Source organism: Affinundibacterium danionis (genome assembly GCF_042432465.1).
GTDB lineage: Bacteria > Pseudomonadota > Gammaproteobacteria > Burkholderiales > Burkholderiaceae_D > Undibacterium > Undibacterium danionis.
Map to the genome: position 1 here is coordinate 19,880 of NZ_JBHLXJ010000013.1, position 19,928 is coordinate 39,807.

General features: G+C 45.8%; 20 protein-coding genes. 9 read left to right on the forward strand and 11 right to left on the reverse strand.

What is annotated here, in order from left to right; all coding sequences use genetic code 11:
- The first annotated feature begins 48 nt into the window (after positions 1-48).
- Both gyrB and ACFFJH_RS11335 read left to right on the forward strand, forming a co-directional pair.
- A complete protein-coding gene (gene gyrB, locus ACFFJH_RS11330; protein ID WP_390212668.1) occupies positions 49-2,568 on the forward strand; it encodes a DNA topoisomerase (ATP-hydrolyzing) subunit B in 2,520 nt (839 codons plus the stop codon).
- A gap of 95 nt (positions 2,569-2,663) precedes the next feature.
- Positions 2,664-5,885, forward strand: a complete 3,222-nt coding sequence (locus ACFFJH_RS11335) for a metallophosphoesterase (protein WP_390212670.1) — start codon at positions 2,664-2,666, stop codon at positions 5,883-5,885.
- Positions 5,886-5,958: 73 nt separating this feature from the next.
- On the opposite strand, the gene ACFFJH_RS11340 is transcribed toward ACFFJH_RS11335, so the two are convergent.
- From ACFFJH_RS11340 to ACFFJH_RS11370, 7 genes are all read right to left on the reverse strand, one after another.
- Positions 5,959-6,726 carry a DNA/RNA helicase domain-containing protein gene (locus ACFFJH_RS11340; protein WP_390213190.1) on the reverse strand — a complete coding sequence of 256 codons (768 nt, stop codon included), beginning with the start codon at positions 6,724-6,726 and terminating at the stop codon, positions 5,959-5,961.
- Positions 6,727-6,913: 187 nt separating this feature from the next.
- Positions 6,914-7,426, reverse strand: a complete 513-nt coding sequence (locus ACFFJH_RS11345; protein ID WP_390212672.1) for a hypothetical protein — start codon at positions 7,424-7,426, stop codon at positions 6,914-6,916.
- A complete protein-coding gene (locus tag ACFFJH_RS11350; RefSeq protein WP_390212674.1) occupies positions 7,426-7,932 on the reverse strand; it encodes a hypothetical protein in 507 nt (168 codons plus the stop codon). Before ACFFJH_RS11350 ends, ACFFJH_RS11345 begins: the two co-directional genes overlap by 1 nt.
- A gap of 56 nt (positions 7,933-7,988) precedes the next feature.
- A complete protein-coding gene (locus ACFFJH_RS11355) occupies positions 7,989-8,315 on the reverse strand; it encodes a hypothetical protein (protein ID WP_390212676.1) in 327 nt (108 codons plus the stop codon).
- Positions 8,312-8,791 (reverse strand): hypothetical protein, encoded by a 480-nt coding sequence (locus ACFFJH_RS11360; RefSeq protein WP_390212678.1) that lies wholly within the window; start codon positions 8,789-8,791, stop codon positions 8,312-8,314. The genes ACFFJH_RS11355 and ACFFJH_RS11360 overlap by 4 nt, the downstream gene beginning before the upstream one ends.
- A gap of 37 nt (positions 8,792-8,828) precedes the next feature.
- Complete coding sequence (locus ACFFJH_RS11365) at positions 8,829-9,323, reverse strand: M15 family metallopeptidase (protein ID WP_390212680.1); 495 nt, start codon at positions 9,321-9,323, stop codon at positions 8,829-8,831.
- A 99-nt stretch (positions 9,324-9,422) separates the two neighbouring features.
- Positions 9,423-10,148, reverse strand: a complete 726-nt coding sequence (locus ACFFJH_RS11370; RefSeq protein ID WP_390212682.1) for a hypothetical protein — start codon at positions 10,146-10,148, stop codon at positions 9,423-9,425.
- A 969-nt stretch (positions 10,149-11,117) separates the two neighbouring features.
- Here ACFFJH_RS11370 and ACFFJH_RS11375 point away from each other — a divergent pair.
- Positions 11,118-12,026 (forward strand): LysR family transcriptional regulator, encoded by a 909-nt coding sequence (locus ACFFJH_RS11375; protein WP_390212684.1) that lies wholly within the window; start codon positions 11,118-11,120, stop codon positions 12,024-12,026.
- Positions 12,027-12,143: 117 nt separating this feature from the next.
- On the opposite strand, the gene ACFFJH_RS11380 is transcribed toward ACFFJH_RS11375, so the two are convergent.
- Together ACFFJH_RS11380 and ACFFJH_RS11385 are read right to left on the reverse strand one after the other, a co-directional pair.
- Complete coding sequence (locus ACFFJH_RS11380; protein ID WP_390212687.1) at positions 12,144-12,641, reverse strand: hypothetical protein; 498 nt, start codon at positions 12,639-12,641, stop codon at positions 12,144-12,146.
- A 403-nt stretch (positions 12,642-13,044) separates the two neighbouring features.
- Positions 13,045-14,016, reverse strand: coding sequence for a GlxA family transcriptional regulator (locus tag ACFFJH_RS11385; protein ID WP_390212689.1), 972 nt, complete (start codon positions 14,014-14,016; stop codon positions 13,045-13,047).
- Positions 14,017-14,135: 119 nt separating this feature from the next.
- Here ACFFJH_RS11385 and ACFFJH_RS11390 point away from each other — a divergent pair, with 119 nt between their 5' ends.
- The 6 genes from ACFFJH_RS11390 (at position 14,136) to ACFFJH_RS11415 (ending at position 18,043) form a co-directional block, all read left to right on the forward strand.
- Positions 14,136-15,026, forward strand: coding sequence for a dienelactone hydrolase family protein (locus ACFFJH_RS11390; RefSeq protein WP_390212691.1), 891 nt, complete (start codon positions 14,136-14,138; stop codon positions 15,024-15,026).
- Positions 15,027-15,081: 55 nt separating this feature from the next.
- Complete coding sequence (locus tag ACFFJH_RS11395; protein WP_390212693.1) at positions 15,082-15,213, forward strand: hypothetical protein; 132 nt, start codon at positions 15,082-15,084, stop codon at positions 15,211-15,213.
- Between the two features lie 126 nt (positions 15,214-15,339).
- Complete coding sequence (locus ACFFJH_RS11400; RefSeq protein ID WP_390212694.1) at positions 15,340-15,783, forward strand: cupin domain-containing protein; 444 nt, start codon at positions 15,340-15,342, stop codon at positions 15,781-15,783.
- A 218-nt stretch (positions 15,784-16,001) separates the two neighbouring features.
- Positions 16,002-16,481: a RidA family protein gene (locus ACFFJH_RS11405; RefSeq protein ID WP_390212696.1), complete on the forward strand. Its 480-nt coding sequence runs from the start codon at positions 16,002-16,004 to the stop codon at positions 16,479-16,481.
- A gap of 39 nt (positions 16,482-16,520) precedes the next feature.
- The gene (locus ACFFJH_RS11410; RefSeq protein WP_390212698.1) at positions 16,521-16,916 is read left to right on the forward strand and encodes a VOC family protein; all 396 of its coding nucleotides are present in this window, start codon (positions 16,521-16,523) and stop codon (positions 16,914-16,916) included.
- Between the two features lie 428 nt (positions 16,917-17,344).
- Positions 17,345-18,043 (forward strand): DUF3334 family protein, encoded by a 699-nt coding sequence (locus ACFFJH_RS11415; RefSeq protein WP_390212700.1) that lies wholly within the window; start codon positions 17,345-17,347, stop codon positions 18,041-18,043.
- Between the two features lie 114 nt (positions 18,044-18,157).
- On the opposite strand, the gene ACFFJH_RS11420 is transcribed toward ACFFJH_RS11415, so the two are convergent.
- Both ACFFJH_RS11420 and ACFFJH_RS11425 read right to left on the reverse strand, forming a co-directional pair.
- Positions 18,158-18,679, reverse strand: coding sequence for a GNAT family N-acetyltransferase (locus ACFFJH_RS11420; RefSeq protein WP_390212702.1), 522 nt, complete (start codon positions 18,677-18,679; stop codon positions 18,158-18,160).
- Positions 18,679-19,902 (reverse strand): MFS transporter, encoded by a 1,224-nt coding sequence (locus tag ACFFJH_RS11425; RefSeq protein ID WP_390212704.1) that lies wholly within the window; start codon positions 19,900-19,902, stop codon positions 18,679-18,681. Before ACFFJH_RS11425 ends, ACFFJH_RS11420 begins: the two co-directional genes overlap by 1 nt.
- Between the last annotated feature and the right edge of the window lie 26 nt (positions 19,903-19,928).

A 19,928-nucleotide genomic window follows, 5' to 3' on the forward strand; every position in this document is an offset into this window, starting at 1 on the left:
ACTAAAAAATCGCAGCCAAAAGCTGCTTGTTAATTTCAGAAGGTAGCCATGTCAGAGAATACCCAAGACAACACACCAGCCGTTCCAGAACCAGCAAGTGCCGCCGCATCTGCACAATATGGTGCGTCCTCGATTCAAATTCTGGAAGGTCTCGAAGCCGTTCGTAAACGTCCAGGGATGTACATCGGTGATACTTCTGACGGCACCGGTTTGCACCATTTAGTTTTTGAGGTCTTGGATAACTCCATCGACGAATCTTTGGCCGGTCACTGTACTGAAATCAACGTCACGATTCATACCGACAATTCGATTTCCATCACCGATAACGGTCGAGGTATTCCAACCGGTATCAAATGGGATGACAAGCACGAACCAAAACGTAGCGCGGCTGAGATCGTCATGACTGAGTTGCATGCTGGTGGTAAGTTCGACCAAAACTCCTACAAAGTGTCTGGTGGTTTGCACGGCGTGGGTGTGTCTTGCGTGAACGCATTGTCCAAATTATTGAAGTTAACGATTCGTCGTGATGGCAAAGTCCACACTATGGAATTCGCCAAAGGCGTGGTGCAAAATCGTGAACTCGAAATGATCGATGGGGTGCAATGTTCCCCGATTAAAGTGATCGGCGAAACCGACAAGCGTGGTACTGAAGTGCATTTCTGGGCCGATGAAGAAATCTTCACGCATGTTGAATTCCACTACGAAATTTTGTCGAAGCGTATTCGCGAATTGTCCTTCTTGAACAATGGCGTACGCATCAAGTTGAATGACCACCGCACTGGCAAAGAAGAATTGTTTGCCTTCGAAGGTGGTACACGCGGTTTCGTTGAATACATCAACAAAAATAAATCCGTCTTGCACCCAACCATTTTCCAAGCGACCGGAGAAAAAGTATCCGATCAAGGCACCAATATCAGCGTCGACGTTTCCATGCAATGGAACGACGCCTACAACGAACAAGTGCTGTGCTTCACCAATAATATTCCGCAACGCGACGGTGGTACTCACCTCACCGGTTTGCGTGCAGCGATGACGCGCGTCATCAACAAGTACATCGAAGAAAACGAGTTCGCCAAGAAGGCCAAAGTGGAAGTTTCGGGCGACGATATGCGCGAAGGTTTGACTTGCGTTTTGTCGGTGAAAGTACCAGAACCAAAATTCAGTTCACAAACCAAAGATAAGTTGGTGTCATCTGAAGTGCGTGGTCCTGTCGAAGAAATCGTCACCAAAACCTTGACCGACTTCTTGATGGAAAAACCGAACGACGCCAAAATCATTTGCGGCAAAATCGTCGAAGCAGCACGTGCCCGTGAAGCTGCACGCAAAGCGCGTGAACTGACACGTCGTAAAGGCGTGATGGATGGTTTGGGCTTGTCTTCCAAACTGGCCGACTGCCAAGAAAAAGATCCAGCGCTGTGCGAACTCTACATCGTCGAGGGTGACTCTGCGGGTGGTTCAGCCAAACAAGGTCGTGATCGTAAATTCCAAGCGATTCTGCCTTTGCGCGGTAAAGTCTTAAACGTCGAAAAAGCCCGCTTTGAAAAAATGCTGTCGAGCGAACAGATCACCACACTGATCGCCACACTAGGCACCAGCATCGGCCCAGACGAATTCAATGTTGAAAAACTGCGCTACCACCGCATCATTATCATGACCGATGCGGACGTCGACGGTGCCCACATTCGTACGCTGTTGCTGACGCTGTTCTACCGCCAAATGCCATCCTTGGTGGAACGCGGCCACATCTACATCGCACAACCACCGCTGTACAAAGTCAAAGCAGGCCGCGACGAACGTTATCTGAAAGACGATGCAGAAGAAGCCAGCTACATGACTACGGTCGCGTTGAACGGCGCTTCCTTGATTCCACAAACGGGGGCTGAGCCCATCGTCGGCGAAGCCTTGGGCGAATTGGTCCGTCAATACAACTTGGCCAACGCCGTCATGATGCGCTTAACCCGCGTCATCGACCGCGCTGCCCTCACCGCCATCATGACCGGCGTCAGCTTGCAGCTCGACACCATGGACAACGCACAAGCTTCGGCAGCCGCCTTGCAAAAAGCGATTGGCGACCTCACCGTGAAAACTGCGGTACATACCGACGAGCTCTCCGGCAACTTCAGCATTCGCATCGAACGCATGGTGCACGGTAACGTCAAAGTGTGCAGTATCGATTCCGACTTCGTGCACGGCGCCGATTACAAAGTCTTGGCCGATGCCGCCAACACCTTCAAAGGCCTACTCGGCGAAGGCGCCACCATCCGCCGCGGCGAAGGCGACCGCATGAAAGAAGCCAACGTCGTCGACTTCCACCAAGCCATGGGCTGGCTGCGCGAAGAAGCCGAACGCGGCGTCTCCAAACAGCGCTACAAAGGTCTAGGCGAAATGAACCCAGAACAACTCTGGGAAACAACGATGGACCCAACCGTACGCCGCTTACTCAAAGTCCAAATCGAAGACGCGATCGCAGCAGATCAGATCTTCACAACCTTGATGGGCGACGACGTAGAACCACGCCGTGCGTTTATTGAGGGTAATGCGCTGCGGGCTGGGAATATTGACGTTTGATGTTTGTTTGAATCTGAAAGAGCCCAGCAGTTTGTTGGGCTTTTTTGTTTTGTCGTTATTCGTAAGTCTTAATCATTAACGAATCGAGATAAAAAATGAAAATTGTATTACTTCACTTAAGTGATCTACATATTCACAATCAAAATACAACGATCCTCAGCCGAGTAGAAAAAATTTGCGCCACTTTAAATGACTTATTGCCAAATACAGCAGGCGTATTCATCGCAGTAACTGGTGATATCGCATACTCAGGTTCCGCAGAAGAATATCGGCATGCAAAAATTTTTTTTAATTCACTTATTGCTTGTATACGGTCAAAAACAAGTGCAGATTTCCTCATTTATCCTATTTTCGTTCCTGGCAATCATGATGGGGAGTTTAAAAATCCCAATGGTGCCCGTAGTACCTTGGTGCAAAGTATTCAAAATGGGCACAGCGCGATTCAGATAGACGACTCGATTATCCAAATTTGCACGGCTCCTCAGAAAAATTTCTTTGAATTCGAGAATGAATTTGAATCAGGCCATTTAACATCTTCGGATCAACTGTGGAAGCAGCATGACGTAACCTTGGCTGGCAAGACGATCTCTTTTAGCGCAATTAATGCAAGTTGGCTATCGACGGTCCCAGAAAATCAAGGGAAACTTGTTTTTCCAATCTCAAATTACCAAGATAAAATTAAATGCAAATCTGATCTTCGCATTGCTCTCATACATCATCCGTTGAACTGGTATTCTCAAAGTAGCTATCATCCTTTGAGAGAGCTCTGTCGATCACATTTTCATATAGTTATGAGCGGACATGAGCATGTTTCGACAACAAGCCTCGTCACAGACATTGAACTTGGTGATAGTGTTTTGATGCTCGAAGCCGGCGCACTGTGCAGCCACGATGCAAATGAGTCATCAAAGTTCTCGGTCATTACTCTAGATCTCGATGCAGAGAGATTTGCAAAAGTTGATTTTCAATGGTCGTCTGGTCGTTACATCCCGGCTCAGGGAGAGGCGATTTGGGATTCTTTCATTTCAGTTCCAAAGAAGAAGAATGATCGCTTCATTATGACGGATGAAATCAAGGAATTTTTGGAAGATATAGGTGCCAATTTTACGCATCAGAGCAAAGAAAAAATTACACTTTCGGACATTTATGTTTATCCTGATCTGCAAGATTTGGATGCAAGATCAAGTGGGAGTGAGACTGTAAATGCCCAAGTTCTTGGAACGCAAATTCACAAAATAAGAAAAGCAATTGTGCGTGGAGATGAACAATACGGTAAAACCTCTCTTTTGCATCATCTATACAATAAATATTCTAATTCTGGATATGTACCTTTGTTATTGAATGGGAAGGATTTTTTGAACGCTACTGAAGAGCAAGTGCGACGAAGAATTCATTCCGCTGTTTCTTCTCAATACGGTGAAAATTCGGTCAATGAATTTGCACAGTTAGAAAGTACTTCAAAAATACTTCTGGTGGACGATTTAGATCGAGATGGAGCGCATCCCAACGAAATTGCTAAGGCACTCGATTTTATAAGTAGAAATTTTGAATTTGCAATAATTACTGTTGGCGAACGTTTCGAAGTCACTGAACTATCTTCTACCAAAGCCGCTGAAGCGACAGTTGCCTTCAATGTTTTCCGACTGCTCGGCTTTGGTTTCAAACTTCGAGGTGAATTGATAAAGAAATGGTTTGCGATAGGAAGCGAATATTCACCAATCGATTTGCAAAATCATTTGCATGATGCTGAAACAATAATTAATTCGGTAATTGGAAAAGGCTTGGTACCAACCACTGCATTTAATATTCAAGTCCTATTGCAGTCGCTTGAGGTCGGTGCGAAAGGAACGTTAGCGAATGCCGGAATGGCACAATATTACGAGTTCTTGATTCGCAAAAGTCTAATTCGTGCCAGACTAAAAGGGCATGACTTCGACGAGATTTTTAGTTATCTAGCCCACCTTGCGTGGTTTTTCTACGAGAAAAAAACCTCGACTTTGGACGAAAATAGTTTGCGTGGTTTTAATTCTTATTTTTCTAACGAGATTCAAACGACAGAGTTTGTTGAGAGAATGGAATTCTTGATTAAGTGTCGAGTCTTGTACCGAACCGGAGACGCTTATTCTTTCAGATATCCCTATATCAAATACTTCTTTGTTGCTAAGCATATTGCAAATAACCTAGAAGATAATCCGGTAATGCAGGACTTAGTTAAGAATGCATGTCAACATCTCTATCTCAAAGAAAATGCCAATATCGTTCTCTTTCTTACCCATCATGCCCCTAATAAATGGATCATTCTCGAAGTTTCTAAAGTTCTCAAGCAGCTATTGAGCAGCATTCAACCGTTTGATATTAAGCGAGACACCTCTGTCTTGAATAGTTGGGTATCGAAAGCTGCAAATTTGATTGTCGATACTTCGAACATTGAAAACAATCGATCAGAACAACGAGCACTTGAAGACAGGTCAAGCGCTTTACCTGAGGTCGAGCATAAAAATCAGGTTGAGTCTCTCGGTAACTTGGATTTTATTTCCCAATTGAATTTATTGTTCAAGACTTGCGAAATTCTAGGACAAATACTCAAGAATAAATATGGGTCGCTGGATAAGGCGTTAAAACAAGAATTGATGAAAGAGCTTTTCGACGGCCCTTTAAGAGGTATCAACTTTTTTCTGTCTTATTTGAATGAATCACCCGAAGCGCTAATCGAAGCAATTGGGAGAAATTTTATGGAGAAGAAACCTGGGTTGAAGGAAGAAGAAGCAAAAAGAATCGCTCAAAACTTAATTTTCTTAACATTGAGTAGTTTTGCCGATGGAGTTTTGTCACGTCAGGGCGAGATTATCGGGTCACCAAAACTTAAAGAGGCAATAGATACTGTCGCGAATGAAGAAAGCAAGCCAACGAACAAACTGATTGCAATCGCTGCGCAGTTGAGCTATCCAGGCAATGCACCAATATCGTATGTGGAGGCCTTTGCGGATAAGATGAAAGACAATGTTTTTGGACTGCGCTTACTTCAAGGGGTAGTCGCAAGGCATTTGTATATGTTTGAACTCGCCTTCGATCAAAGGCAGAGATTGGCAAGCGCCGCGAATATCAGTGTAAGGGAGCAAACTTCGATTGCATTTCGTTCTCAGGAAAAGAAACATCTACCAGGTAAAAAGTATAAACCGAATAAGTCAAAAGGTCTTTTAGGCCGACTTCATCATGCTTTCTATGCGCAAAATCAAGAAGCTATTGAAAAAACGCTCGCTAAGGAAGATAAGGTCAAGAAACTACCAAATCTAGTTGAGGTTAAAAAGGATGAGTAGGATATAAAGATGCAGTTTTTAGGTGAATTTAGGTGTAGGCGGTGTGAAATCTTGTTTGTATGTTCACTCTTGCCTACCTAATTTCACCAGCTAAAACTACACCACATGCCACTAGATATTCCAAGGTATCTCCGAAGAAAAGTGGAGATCTCGTTAAGTCTTTTTGATTTCCAAGCGGCACAAAAATCACCATCCCCTGCCGCGCCCGGGTCAATAAAACCCGATAAGCATTTTCCAGATAACGCTGCTGCTCTTCCTGCTGTCGCCGTTTCCAAGTCGTGCCCGTAAATTTCCAATGCTCGAATTTCCCATCGACGTATCGATAGTCAGCATCCCACGCTACTAAGCACCAATCGAGTTCAAGGCCTTGAATATCAAATTCGGTTGCGACGTCTTCGAGGTAGTGGCATGAACGGACATCGTCTTGATCATTCAAAAACCAATCTGCCGCAGACAGTCGGTTCTTGACGAAGATGCCTTCTGGCTTGAGCCGCACAGCGCCAGAAGATGCGATGATGCCTTTCGTTTCGTTAGCGCGTGCATGCTGTTTGATCCATGCCTTCGCTGCTTGTAAATCGCGGGTGACAACGATGGGGAATTTATCTTTGAACGTCTGATAAATTTCCGCTGCTGCTTCCGGGTTGTTGTGAATGAGATGGTGCACCATGTGTGACAGTTTCTCGGCACGGAAGGAGCGCATTGAGGTGGCTAAGTGCAAACTTGCCACCGCCTTTGCACTGGCGACGGCATCAAACTTTACGTCGCGACCAGCGTACTCAATTTGAGTGAGTTTGTCGGAATAGAAAACATCCCAATGCGTAAAGTGTTGAGTGAGTGCGATTTAGAACCGGTAGTTTGGGGATAATTACGGAGAATTTGTCAACTTCAGTTGATATTACTTCACGCCCGAATTTGAAAGCACTCAAAGAAACTTGAGTGTCTCTAGATAATAACCGAATTTCCGGCAAAGACAGAAATACAATTATTAGTGCACACAGTTAGGGCAAAGTTAGAATGACGTAATTGATTCATTTGGCCTCACCCGGGGCCTTATCTTGTGGCGTCACCAAGCTCTTTTGAAACCTGTCAATCGCGACACTGAGTTCCCCTGGCTTTTTCTTATTTAATAGCTCAAGTAGTTGATGAATCTCGTTGTGGGTCCAGCCGTCAGTGCTTTTGATATTTACATACGAAGGTTGAATGCATTTCAGGAACTTTAGATCGAATTTGCATTCTTTGTTCGGTATGCTTATCGGTGCGCTACCTGTCGAGATTAGAACGGGAACAAAGCTAGCTCTATTTAGCCCAATGATGTTTTCGAAGTATTCAACTTGGGACTTAAGTTTTTGTTTGTCACTTACCTTTTCGAGGACTAGGTTGAAGGCGTTATAAAGAACGGTAACCTTATCTGGCTTGCCCTCTTTCACATAACTTTCGGCGATCATTTTCAGGTTGTTTGCTGTTGTCACGTGTAGGTCATCTTGTGCGAGCGCGTTCGTTAGGCAAAAAAACGATGTTACTAGTATGATTAATTGACGCATCACTTCTCCCTTCCATTTTGATTTTCATTTGGCTGTCCACGCAGTGGCACGGTGCGCTCTAAACCTGGTGTTGTGGCAGAGGCACTATTGGTTTCAGAACCATCGAAAGCGGGGAATTCGTCTTTGCTCGTCACCGCGTAAATCATTAGTACAGTCCCAAGCAACATGGCCACAATTCCCGGTGACGTTGTGACGAGCGATAGTTTGGCGGAATTTGCCTCACCAGAAAATTTTGTGGCATTCTGCACGGCATAAATGGAGACCCCAGTGCCGAGAAAAATCAAACAGAAAGAGGCAAAAAAACCTATTAAACGTTTTAGTGTCGCAGCGTGTATGTGCAATATGTGAATTTGGTAATTCTCGCTATGTCCTGATATCACAAGAGTTGCATTAGCCCTAAACCACTCCATGTTTTGAATCAAAAAGTGTCCTATGGTATAAATAACGATGCTTGAGGCAATCATCAAGAACCAAGGTGTTATTCTTTGCCAACTTGCTTTCTCCACACAGGACTCCTTTCGCGAAAAGGGTTTCAATGCAAAATACTGACTTGGTGATTAGCCTACACGAGCAAGGCAAGCAAAGGATTCGACAGGCTTGCCACTTTCAGTACTACACCGACTGCGCTCACCACCGGTTTGAGCACATCCAACCAAGGCTTGATTTTTCCGGTGTTGCTGGACCATTCTTCAGCAATTGATTTGGCGCTCTTCGAAATCTCAGCTGCGAGTTCGCTATCAGCCTTGTCACCAGCGACGATGAGTGCATTTGTAAGGTCTAAGTATAGGCCTCGCATTTCACCGAATCCATCGGCAGTTCTTGGTGTTGCGATTAACTTAGCTCTTAGTGTGTCAAGCGCTAAGGAAAGTGCTTTCACTTCATCGTTCATTTGTCCTCTCCCTTGGATTTATTTTTCTCAATTAAATCAATAATTTCTTGAGCCAGTGCTTTCTTGTCTAGTTCAGCGGCGATCATTTGCTTCACGAATCGAAGATGGTTTGCAGACTCCTGCAGTATTTTTCTCGTATTTTCAGGAACAGTGTCCCAGCTCTTCATCTTTTCAAGGTTTGCATAATCTCGATTAAGTGTGGTGAGTGCCTCACCAAGAGCTTTTTGATCTTTCTCGCTCAATTTTGACTTGTCAATACTCTGTAGTTTTGATCGAGCATCTTGTAAGTCGTCTTTTACAAATGTTGATTCGTCAAGAACTGTGCGAAAAGCCTTCGATACCACCTCACCACGAGTCTCGATGCGTTCGCTCACTTTGTCGATTAGGATGGGAGTATTCGGCGGGATGGAGGTGCAACCAAATACTGAAACCCCCAATGTTAGAACTAGACCTGTCTTTATGGTTTTGTAAAGCACGTTCGCTCCTTTCTAACTATGTATTGCTTTGCCTGACCTACACATTTGCGGCCTGCCAATGCATTCCATCGGGCTTGCCCCAGTTCCCGCCCCAGGTCCATTCTTGCGACTTGAAAGCTTCTAGTACCGCTGGTATGTGTTGAAAATTGGGATGCGGGTCTCCGAAGCTATTTCGTGCAGAGTCAAAATCAACGGCGCAGCCCCAGCTGTGCATAGAAAGTCGTGTGCTTCCGCGCATTAATCGGAAGTTGTAACCACCGGCATATAATTGCATACCCCATTCATTTATTTTCTGCTGACTTTGACCCGCCGATTGCCATATCTGGTCGAAGACCTTTGACAAGCTATCGCTACATTTCTTGTGAACCAGAATACCGTTTACAGGCTTAAAATCCCATGCGGTCACCATCTGCCAAGGTGCTTTCAAACGAATGATATTTGCAGACTCCCATGCTTTGCTCGGGCCGCCATCATCTCCGCGCGGGTCTCCGTAAAATTGATCAACTTCACTCTGATGTGGCCACATACTCATAAAACCTCCTATCGGTGTTGCTTACTGTTATCGTTGCTACGTCGTGGGGGAAATGCTGCTTAATTTTGCTCATGTTTGGCTGATTCAGTTGTTCAGCGCCTATTTGGCAAGTTCACTGCTGCCGACAGCTTTTGACGTGAGATAACCAGAATGGCTGATTCCAATCAGAGCGAGAATAGTTTGATTGATCAGCGGTAGGCCATCGATGGTCTTGGGATTGGTACTGCTGATGCAATGTAGTGCGTTCCAAACGCACAGGCTGTAGACGACAATGCTGACGATAGTAAAGAGCAGCATTTGTACTTTGCTGAGATCGAGATGGGCGGCGTTACCGGTTTCGTCACCGGTAATCATGTCAGTCCAACGCGCCATCGCTAGCTCTTTGTTGATCAGGATTACGCCATGATTGCCAATATTGCTTGGGTCGTCACCTTGTGCTGCAAGACTATTTTTGGTTCTGGAAAATTGTTCTTCATTAGGTTCTTGTGAGCTCGCTTTGGCATTAATTACTAATGACGCACCTACTGAGGATGTCGTTGCGATACCCATCAGTACCCACAACTCAGGGGGAACATTTAAATCAAGAGGGTTCTTGGTACCAGACCAAATTCGCCAGATTGTCATGGTAAGTAAAGCGGAAGTTATGACGACAGTCCAACTCGTCATTTGTAGCCGTGAGAGACTAATAACGTTGCGCCGATCAATTAAGATTCCCTTCCAAGTTCCTAGTGTATAGCTACCGAAAAACGCAATCGTTGCAATGATCATTGCTAACGAAACTAGCCAAGCTAAATCGGGGCGGATTGAACCAATAGCCCAATTCATCAGAATGGCGCCAAAGATTAACACGAAGAGAAGGTAGAAAAGGCCGAGACGAAATGGTGAGGTAGAAGTATTCATGAGGCTTAACCAATTGGTGAATATGAGATAACCGAAAATGCTTGGTGCGCGTGCTGCAAAAACGATGGTCTTAAATGGTCTTAGCTAAAAGATACTGATTTCGATTGGAACCGGGTCGATCATAAATCAGAGCATTAAAAAAAACTAAGTTTTTTTTATTAATTTTTAGCAGTCGATATCGATTTCTGGAAAATACTCTAAATGTGTTGTATTTGCACACTTTTACATGTAAATGACGTCAAAGTCTGGTCTTTGTTTGCATTAAAGGAGTCAATTCCAAAGTGCGTTCCTGTTTTTTGGGCACCAAGGAAATCGTGACACTAATGAATCTTGGTAAAGAACCACAGCAAAGACATTTGCTAAAGAATTCGTCGCAGTCGCAGAGAATGGGCACGATAAGTGCCGAAGAGTCATGCTGATCACGACACGACAATGATGAACAAAAACGCTTGGACTTCAAAAATTATTATTTGTCGAATGTTTTACCGTTTAGACTGACAGTCGAAATGTGATTGAACTACCTTTAGTAGACTTAGGACTGAGTTCTACGTATTGTTGGAGTTGAATCGCCAAAGGCATCAAATATCTTTCTACCTTCGGATTGATGAAAACTCTCTCTATCTAAGGCATAAATCTGATGGCGATATGTTCCAGTAGACCTTAGTACGCACCGCCGTCTAAGGCGCAAAAAAGTGAGATGAAATATCTCGCGATAAATTGGCAAGCTGGAACAAAAGTCTGGCTGCTAGGGTTCTTTTTTTGTAGAACAAACTCCATCATCTTTCTTGGTTCGATCGCGAAGTCAAAGCTTGAAGCTTAAGCCCTGATATAGAATGTCACGCCTGTGATCCTGCTTCGAGATAAGCAAGTTCAAATTTCTAGTGAAACAGCCCTGTGAAAACACCGAACAAAAAACTCGCATGGAACGACTTGAAGGTTATGCTCGAAGTGGCGCGGGCGGGGTCTTTAACTGGTGCGGCTGAAGTCTTGGAGGTGAGCCATGTCACTTTGTTTCGGCATGTGCGCTCGATTGAGAAAACCTTGGGTTTTACTTTATTTGAGCGTAGTCGTCAGGGTTATATCGCTACTGATAATGCGAGTGAGTTGTTGGAGCTTGCGGAGAAAATTGACGACTCCGTTAATGAGCTGGAGCTGAAGTTGGCGGGTCATGCAGAGCATGGTACTGCCAAGGTGAATGTGACGACTACCGAAACCTTGATGCATTCGGTTTTGCCGCGGGCGTTTGACCACATTCGTAGTAAGTTTCCAGCCATTGAATTGAAGATCAACGTCACCGATTCCTTGATTGATTTAAATCGGCGTGAGGCCGATAATGCTATTCGTGCTGGTGGCAAGCCTTCAGACAATCTTGTTGGGCGTGAGGTTTGCAAGATTGCGGTGGCGATGTATTGTCCCGCAACCTGGGCCGAGGTGAATCAAGAGAATTTTCGGGAATTTAGGTGGATCGTTCCAGATGAATCTTTTGCTCATTTAGCGTCGGTCCGCTGGGCGACCGCGGAAGGTTTGCTCGAACGTGCCGTGGCGAGATGCAATAGCATGGTTGCGGTGGCGCAGATGGTGAATTCGGGGATGGGCGTAGCGATTTTGCCCTGCTACTTAGGCGATACACTTGAACAGGTGCGCCGAGTGAGTCCGCCGATTCAGCAATTTGAATCGGATCTGTGGATACTTTTTCATCGCGAACTGCGAGGTCAACAGCGCATCAAATCTGTCTCCGATTCTTTGTACAAGACCCTGCGTGAGAACATCGATTTGTTTGAAGGACGCTTACCGAAACATTGAGGTTTCGGTGGGATTGCGCCCATCAAACTTTGTAAAGGGCATTGATTGCGCTTTTTTTGCATCAATTCAATGGCATCAATTCAGTAGCATCTGTTCATTAGCTTCAGTTTGGTAACATCAAGCGACACGGAACATTTTCATGCGCCAATTCACTTCCCAAGTTTGCCCATGATCGGTGGACATCGATTGCTCCCACTTGGGGTTATCCGTCTTTGTGTCAAACCATTTATAGCGCACTCGTACTTTCTTCCCTTCGAATTCATCATCGCATTCAAAGACACCGACGCCATCGTGGAAGCGCCCCACAACTGGCGGCAGAAGGCTTCCTTCGCTATTCAACCCCGCTGTCGCATTGTCGAGCCAATAAATGCTCCACAATTGTGTCTGTGGATTAAACAAACGCAACGACATTCCAACAAAGCCAGGACGCCAGTTCGGCGCGACGAAATCATCATAGTTCCCAATTTTTCCAGGCAAGAGCCGCATCTCCTGATCCGCTTCGAAAAATTCCCAATCACTTGAATTTTGTAATCGCTGACGTAGGCGTTGGTTTTCAATACGCCAACGCCCAACGAAGAAATTGAAATCATCGCGTGGATCATGCTGTTCTGTCATAGTGGCCTCAGTTATAGGCGTGAATGTGGAAGAATGATTTGCAGATGTATGATCTTGCTCGGCCCGAGATTGTGGCAGGCACACAAGTCCCAGCATCGCTGCGATAAAATTTCTACGCTCTTTTTTGATTTGGCGCTGTTGCTGGTGCCGGTGCTGCGGACGGGGCTTGAACATATATGCATCTGGAAAAAATAGGATTTCAGCGAACTTGCGCTAGTAACTAGCCTAGGGGCGGTTCAAAATGAAATAGACCCCCATCATAACAAGTTCGCGTATGGAGCTTAAGCCACCAAATTGCAAACGGTGATTCCAAAAATGTACAACACAGCGGGTCTCCTAAAATGATTCGCCGACTTTGTTTGTCTTCGATAATCGCCCAAGCGCATGTGATCGATGAAGATTTTTAGCGAATCCGACTCGGCAAAACCCCAAGTTCGCGTTTGATCAAATGGCGCAGCATGGTGCCATTTTGATAGCCGACTTTTTCTGCGACCAGTTCGACCGGGAGTTTGGTCGATTCGAGTAGATGCACAGCGCGCATCAGTTTGCGTCTTTGAATAAATTTGATGGGTGAGTCACCGGTCGCAGTTTGTATTTTGCGTGAGAGAGTTTTGGCAGAAACCGAAAATTGGGCGGCCAGTTCTTGTACCGTCAGCGCTTGCTCGATATGTTTATCTATCCATTTTTCTGCCGCAATCACGATGGGATCGAGATGTTGATTTTGAGTGGGGATCATGAACCGTGCTTGCGATGAGCGTTGCTCGATCAGGAGATACCGCGAACACAGGTAGGCAATCGAAGCACCAGCCACCTCCGCCACGATATCGAGTACAACATCCATCTGTGAGAAGACGGCACCGGCAGTCAGGATATTGGCATCTCTTACCAGCATTTTTGTTTCATCTAAGACGACCGCTGGGTAGCGTTGTCGAAAGGCGTTGGCGAGCCACCAGCTGGTGGTGGCGGCGCGGCCATCGAGTAAGCCGGCCTCAGCCAACATGAATGTCGAAGCGCAGGATACGCTGAGACAGGTTTGCTCTTCTGCATAGTGGTTGAGGACAGACATCACTTGTTGTACCTCTTTGCTGGAGAGGCTCGCTTCCAGTTCACTCAATACCTTTTTTCCCGAGCCGGGCAGCAGCAGCCAATCGACCGGGATTTTCTGAGTCAACAACTGCTGCAGTGTGAAATCACATTCGAGAATCAGACCTGCCCCAGTCTTCACCTTTTTGCGATGCGCGGCGGTGAGGATGCGTAGGCTCTGCGCTTCGTGATTACGTTCCAGCAGAAAGGCGGCAGTACGCAAAATGTCGAGCGTGATGGCGAGGCTGGAATCCATCATGCCTTCTGTGACGATAATGAGGAAGGTTTTCATTTGTCCAAAATCGCATGAAAAATGTCAAATTAGACGCTTTAAATCGATCCGTCAAGATTTTATAGTGAGGCCATTGTTGAATCTTTTTTGAATCATTATTGAAATTGAGTTGAGGCTCTATGAATCAAATGCCGACTTCAGTCTTATCCCAGATGCGCGTGGAGCCAAGCTTCTCAGATTCGGCCTTGCATTCGGAATTTCATTCAAAAACTTATAGCTTCCTAGGATCATCGAAAAAAGTGTATTTTGCAGGCCAGGGGCCAGCTGTGATCGTATTGACCGAAATGCCTGGCATTAGTCCACAGGTAATTCGCTTTGCAAAGTGGGTCAAAGAGGCAGGGTTCACCGTGTATATGCCTTCGCTCTTTGGTGTCGACGGTGCGACGCCGAGCGCTGAGGAAGGTACGACCATACTCAAGCGTGCTTGTGTGAGCGCAGAATTTCGCGCCTTTGCTAGTGATGAATCTAGTCCGGTCACGCAATGGTTAAGACAGTTGGCGAAGCGTGTCCATCAAGAATGTGGTGGCCTTGGTGTGGGCGCGATTGGTATGTGCTTTACTGGAAATTTTGCCCTCACCATGATGTTGGAATCTTCGATGTTAGCGCCGGTTTTATGTCAGCCGTCTTTACCGTTTGATGACCCCGCGGCGATCAATATGTCTCAAGATGAATTGCAGACGGTTGCTAAACGATTAGAACGCGAAGATTTATCCGTACTGGCTTATCGATTTGAAGGCGATCGTTACTGCCGAGCAGAGCGTTTTGATGCTTACAGCAAAGCCTTGGGCAAACGGTTTATCGCCAAAGTTTTACCAGATACTGCAGCCCATCCAAATCCGCCGCCGTTCTTCGAGAAAGTGGTTGCTTGCCCGCATAGCGTGGTGGCAGCACATTTAGTCGATGAACAAGGCCATCCAACCACGCAAGCGCGTGACGAAATTTTGCAGTTTTTTACTAGCAAATTATTGGTTTCCGTTGACGGTTCATCTTCTAAAACTGAGTCGCTGTGAACGCAATGTCGATTTAAATTCCTTTCCGTTTTGGTTCATATTGAAAGACTTCTCCATGCAGCTAAATGACCTCAATTTCATTTCCAAGATAGAAGCCGCGAATGTAGGCTCTGTCACCAGCATAGTGTCGAATCTCAACTACTATCGCCCCGGCCCACATCGACCGATGAGTTATACCGCCGCGTGAAAGTATTGAATTGCGATGTTTAGTTACCTACTAGGATTTCATATCTAGCTTACCAGAGGCCAGTAAAGTCTAGCCCTAGCCTCTTCGATAGACTTGAAGTCAATAATTTTCAAAGGAGATTACAACATGTCGGCTAAATTGGCGAAGCAGGCAATCTATGCTGAACAAGTCCCAGCGCGAACAACAGCCTCTGTTTATCCGCCGATGTTTGCAGTCAAAATGAATGGCAGAAAAAAGCAGGCACTCGGCGATTATTTCGGGTTGAATAATTTTGGTGTGAATTTGACGGAGTTGCAAGCGGGTGCTCGTTCTTCGCTTTTGCACTCCCACACAAGACAAGATGAATTCATCTATGTTTTGGACGGAAGATTGAGCTTGATTTTGGGCGACAGTGAGACAGAACTGGTGGCGGGAATGTGCTGCGGTTTTCCCGCAAAGGGTTTAGCCCATACTCTGGTGAACCACACTGACAAGCCGGCGCGTTATCTTGAGATTGGAGATAGAACCGAAGGTGATGAAGCTAAGTATCCAGAAGATGATTTGACCGCGCATCGATTGAATGGTACTTGAGTGTTCACGCATAAAGATGGACGTCCATATGACTAGGTTCTTAAACTTACTTTCTATCGCTCAATTTATTGCTAATACTGGTATAGGTAATGAGCTAGGGAAAAGATGCGTCTCACGCTGAGAAATTCTAAAGTGCTTGATGAGCGTAGAATTGAATCTCGCTGGGCCATGAACCGGCATTTTTTTGCCAATCGATTTGATAATTTGAGGCTAAGTTGATGAATGAATTAGTGAATAAGTTTGAACCAGAATCTAGGCTGCGTGAGTTAGGCATAGTTCTGCCGCCCGTCAGTGCGCCAGCAGGTAATTATGTTTCAGTGGTGCGCACTGGCAATCTCGTGTTTAGCTCCGGCAAAGCACCTGCGGCAATGAATGGCATCGTCCCTAAGGGAAAGCTCGGTAGAGAATACAACAGTGCTGAGGGTTATCAATTGGCGCGCCTCGCATGTCTAGATTTACTGGCGTCCTTAGCGAAGGAGCTTGGCTCACTCAAACACATTGCGCGGTTTATTGAGCTTCATGGTTCATTGAATACGACGGCTGATTTTGAAGACCACGCAAGGGTGCTAGACGGTGCGTCTGATTTATTGGTGGAGATATTCGGTGAGAACGGTTTGCACGTGCGATCTGTGATTGGTGTGCATTCGCTACGCAATGGTGTACCGCTCACCCTGAAAGCAACTTTGGAAGTGTATTGATTGAATTCGACTTATCAACTTTGAACGGAGAGATAGAAATTGATTTCACATGTATTCATCGGCATCACCGACCATACTCGCGCTCATGCGTTTTATTCGGACATTATGAATGAGCTCGGTTACGTTTTGAAGTTTTGTTACCCTGATCGCTCTTGGTCGGGTTGGGTAGAACAAGGCACAGCGCGCCCTATCGTGGGTATCGGTAAACCATTTAACGGTGAAGCTATGAGCGTCGGCAATGGTCAGATGCTGGCATTGTTGGCGAAGAGCCGTGCCGTGGTGGATGCGACTTATGCCAAGGCCATGGCACTTGGTGCGACTTGCGAAGGGGCTCCGGGTCTGCGCCCGCATTACCATCCCAATTATTATGGTGCCTATTTTCGTGATCTAGATGGAAACAAGATTTGCATCTGTTGTCACGAGAGTGAAAGCTAGGACGCGTTGGGCTAGCAATTTGCTAGTTACTAATTAGCGGGTATACAGAGATGAAGGGCTGCAATTGCAGCCTTTCTTGTTTTTTTGCTCATGTAATTCTGCATAGCGACTGAAAAGCGCCTTCTCGCAAGCGACAAACCGCACAGAAAGCATGAAACAACTAGACGGCAAGTGCTCCAAAGGAATATTCTTTCACTATTCCCTGAGGTAACGGTTCTTGTGCAGGAATTATTTTCCAAGGTTTCTTGCTTAATGAATAAGCCAATGCGCAATAAACATTGAGCACTGAGCAAGCATTTACTAAGAACTTAGAGGGCACATGATGGAGTCAGTCAGCATGTTTGCTGTGGCTATCATCTTTCAGCATAATTCAAGCCGCTTGTTACCTTGAGTCGTATTATTTTTTAGAGAATTTTTAGGAGTTGGTTATGGGTAAGGACGAAAACGGTGTCGTGTACGGTACCGAAGATCTGTTGACGAGTTTATGTAATTCCGTCACTCGCGTGCTGAATGTCGCGACGCAAACGAAGATCCATTATTCAGCCATGGTGCAGCGTATTACAAAGATAGGCTTAAAGCCGGACATCGGCTGCTTCGTTTTGTTTGATGGTGGCTTCTCTGGCTTGGTCGTGTTGAATTTCTCCGGCTCTGCCGCTTTAGAGATTTATGAAAAATACATGCTGAGTATGGGCATGCCTAAATCCGAGCTGGCTTCTGCCTTCACTTCTGACGAAGTTTCCAATATTTTGGGTGAATTGATGAATCAGATCGTCGGTGACTTCACCGGCAAAATCCGCCGCGAGCTGCAAACCAATATCACGCAAAATCAACCTAAGATGTTGGTACTGAACAAGCAAGTGATGCTCAGTGTCGATACGCCGCTTGATCGTCCCGAAATTCGCCGTGTCTCTTTCTTCACTGAGAGTAATAATATTTTCTATCTCGAGCTGGCCATCGACCGCACTGAGTTCATCAAGCTGCACGACTTTGACTCTAGCGAAGTGCTAGACCCAGATGCCTTGCTTGATAGTGAGCAAGCCGGTCGCAGCACAGACACCGCGGCACCAACGGTCGTGGCTGCTGGCGACGACGATAGTGACGAGTTGTTGCGATCTTTGGGGATGTAATTCCATCCTATGGTTCTACTAACTGACCGTGTCGATGGCTTAATCCAGACACGGTCACTTAAAATGCATTAAACCCTTGATAGATTTGGTTTTCTAACTCATTCGACAAACTAATTACTGGTTTAGAACTAGGGTGTAGCGTTTACCATTGAGCTCACGCTGATTAATTTTCGCTAGGCGTAAGACGACTTCATCGGACTTAAAACCCGCTTTTTGCAATACCCGTGACGAGGCAAGATTGTCGTCCGTTACATAGGCATGTAGTTGTTGCAGTCGCCACGTTTGACGGGCACTCGTGATTAATTGATCTAAGGCGGCCGTCGCCATTCCTTTTCCTACGTGTGAATGCCCGATCCGGTAGCCGACTTCAGCGTTACCCTCAGATCGCTGGATACTTTTTAAATTTGCGCGTCCCAGAATTTCCCCCTCCTCGCTAACTAATAAACAGGGATAAGCACGTCCTGCGGCATACGCTGCTAGCAATTCAGCGATATGCTGATGCACCCCATCTATCGTATAGAAGTCATTCGGTCTCGCTTCAATTTGTGATTCAAACCAGGCACGGTTGTTCTGCTCAAAGTGTAGTAGTCGAGATGCATCGTCACGCGCGAGAAGACGGATTAGAGGTGACTTCATTATGGCTCCAAAAATTCTTGTGTGATATGAACAAAAACAGCACAAATTAATAAGACTACGCCAGCAAGCATCGCGCTCGTCGGTAGATTAAACATGTCAGCAATTCGCCCCCAAATTAGCCCCCCGCTCGCCTGTCCTGCCGCGTTAACGAGAATGTAGATAGATAATCCTCGGGCGCGCAATGCGAAAGAAAATGCACGCAAAGCAGCGCTATTAAAACTCGTAACAATGACTGACCATGCAACACCTGCTATGAACAGGGCGATCATGCTAAACACATAAACCTTAGACATCGCCAAAGCAATTAACATCAAACCGTACATCGATAAAGCAAGGCGCAGTAATTGACGCTCTGTGAAACGCATACGCAAAGCGGATACCAAGAAAGCGGCTGCTACCGCGCCACCACCAAATATGCCCATTCTCATACCGTAGTGGATAGCGCTAGGCGCAGTATCCGCGTACCTAAAGCTAGGCAGCAATGAAGGAATAGCGTTACATAGGCAGAATACTAAGAAAGTCAAACTCAGCAATATTTTCAAACTAGGTGTCGTGCGAATTTGCTCAAGCACTTGTTGCACACCCTGTCGCATACCACGCTTTAATCTTATTGATGTTGGGTGCGTAGTTCGCAACTGATGCTGCCAGCGGTAATAAATAACCAGTAAGCCGCAAAACGACAAGGCATTAAATAAATAGATAGGTCCAGGTCCCAGCCAAAGCAAGAACATTCCTGCCAAAAATGGCGCAATACAAGCTGCAACATTAAAGCTCAAATTATTCAGGGAGCTCACCGCACTCAATTGTGAGCGACTGACCAACTCTGACATCGAGGTTTGCCATGCAGGTAGCGTGAAAGCACTAGCGCTAGCACTTAAAAAGCAAAGCCAAAACATGAGATTGATAGAGATCATGTCGCTACCGCTCAGGGCCCACAAGGTCAGCGCGATGACACAAGCAAGCAAATTACTGATGAATAGCAAACGGGGTTTAGGTAATGCATCTGCCAATTGCCCTGCAGGAATCGCAAAAATAAATAGAGGTGCCCACAAAGCCGTTTGTACCAACGAGGTCTTAAAGTTTGATTGCGTCAAACTAGTTACCTGCCAAGTTAGCGCAAAAGTCTGACTCCAGTTACCCAAATTCGAGAGAAGATTGGCGATCCATAATTGACAGAATCTTTTTTGGTGCAAGGGTAAAAGCAGAGAATGTTGATTGCGCATTGAGACAGACTTGAATTCTAGATAGC

Excerpts from the sequence above, each read along its gene's own strand:
- ACFFJH_RS11385 (WP_390212689.1), bottom strand. The coding sequence starts at position 14,016 with ATGAAAACCTTCCTCATTATCGTCACAGAAGGCATGATGGATTCCAGC.
- ACFFJH_RS11380 (WP_390212687.1), bottom strand. The coding sequence starts at position 12,641 with ATGACAGAACAGCATGATCCACGCGATGATTTCAATTTCTTCGTTGGG.
- ACFFJH_RS11365 (WP_390212680.1), bottom strand. The coding sequence starts at position 9,323 with ATGAGTATGTGGCCACATCAGAGTGAAGTTGATCAATTTTACGGAGAC.
- ACFFJH_RS11425 (WP_390212704.1), bottom strand. The coding sequence starts at position 19,902 with ATGCGCAATCAACATTCTCTGCTTTTACCCTTGCACCAAAAAAGATTC.
- gyrB (WP_390212668.1), top strand. The coding sequence starts at position 49 with ATGTCAGAGAATACCCAAGACAACACACCAGCCGTTCCAGAACCAGCA.
- ACFFJH_RS11420 (WP_390212702.1), bottom strand. The coding sequence starts at position 18,679 with ATGAAGTCACCTCTAATCCGTCTTCTCGCGCGTGACGATGCATCTCGA.
- ACFFJH_RS11395 (WP_390212693.1), top strand. The coding sequence starts at position 15,082 with ATGCAGCTAAATGACCTCAATTTCATTTCCAAGATAGAAGCCGCGAAT.
- ACFFJH_RS11415 (WP_390212700.1), top strand. The coding sequence starts at position 17,345 with ATGGGTAAGGACGAAAACGGTGTCGTGTACGGTACCGAAGATCTGTTG.
- ACFFJH_RS11345 (WP_390212672.1), bottom strand. The coding sequence starts at position 7,426 with ATGCGTCAATTAATCATACTAGTAACATCGTTTTTTTGCCTAACGAAC.
- ACFFJH_RS11405 (WP_390212696.1), top strand. The coding sequence starts at position 16,002 with ATGAATGAATTAGTGAATAAGTTTGAACCAGAATCTAGGCTGCGTGAG.
- ACFFJH_RS11400 (WP_390212694.1), top strand. The coding sequence starts at position 15,340 with ATGTCGGCTAAATTGGCGAAGCAGGCAATCTATGCTGAACAAGTCCCA.
- ACFFJH_RS11355 (WP_390212676.1), bottom strand. The coding sequence starts at position 8,315 with ATGAACGATGAAGTGAAAGCACTTTCCTTAGCGCTTGACACACTAAGA.
- ACFFJH_RS11335 (WP_390212670.1), top strand. The coding sequence starts at position 2,664 with ATGAAAATTGTATTACTTCACTTAAGTGATCTACATATTCACAATCAA.
- ACFFJH_RS11370 (WP_390212682.1), bottom strand. The coding sequence starts at position 10,148 with ATGAATTGGGCTATTGGTTCAATCCGCCCCGATTTAGCTTGGCTAGTT.
- ACFFJH_RS11390 (WP_390212691.1), top strand. The coding sequence starts at position 14,136 with ATGAATCAAATGCCGACTTCAGTCTTATCCCAGATGCGCGTGGAGCCA.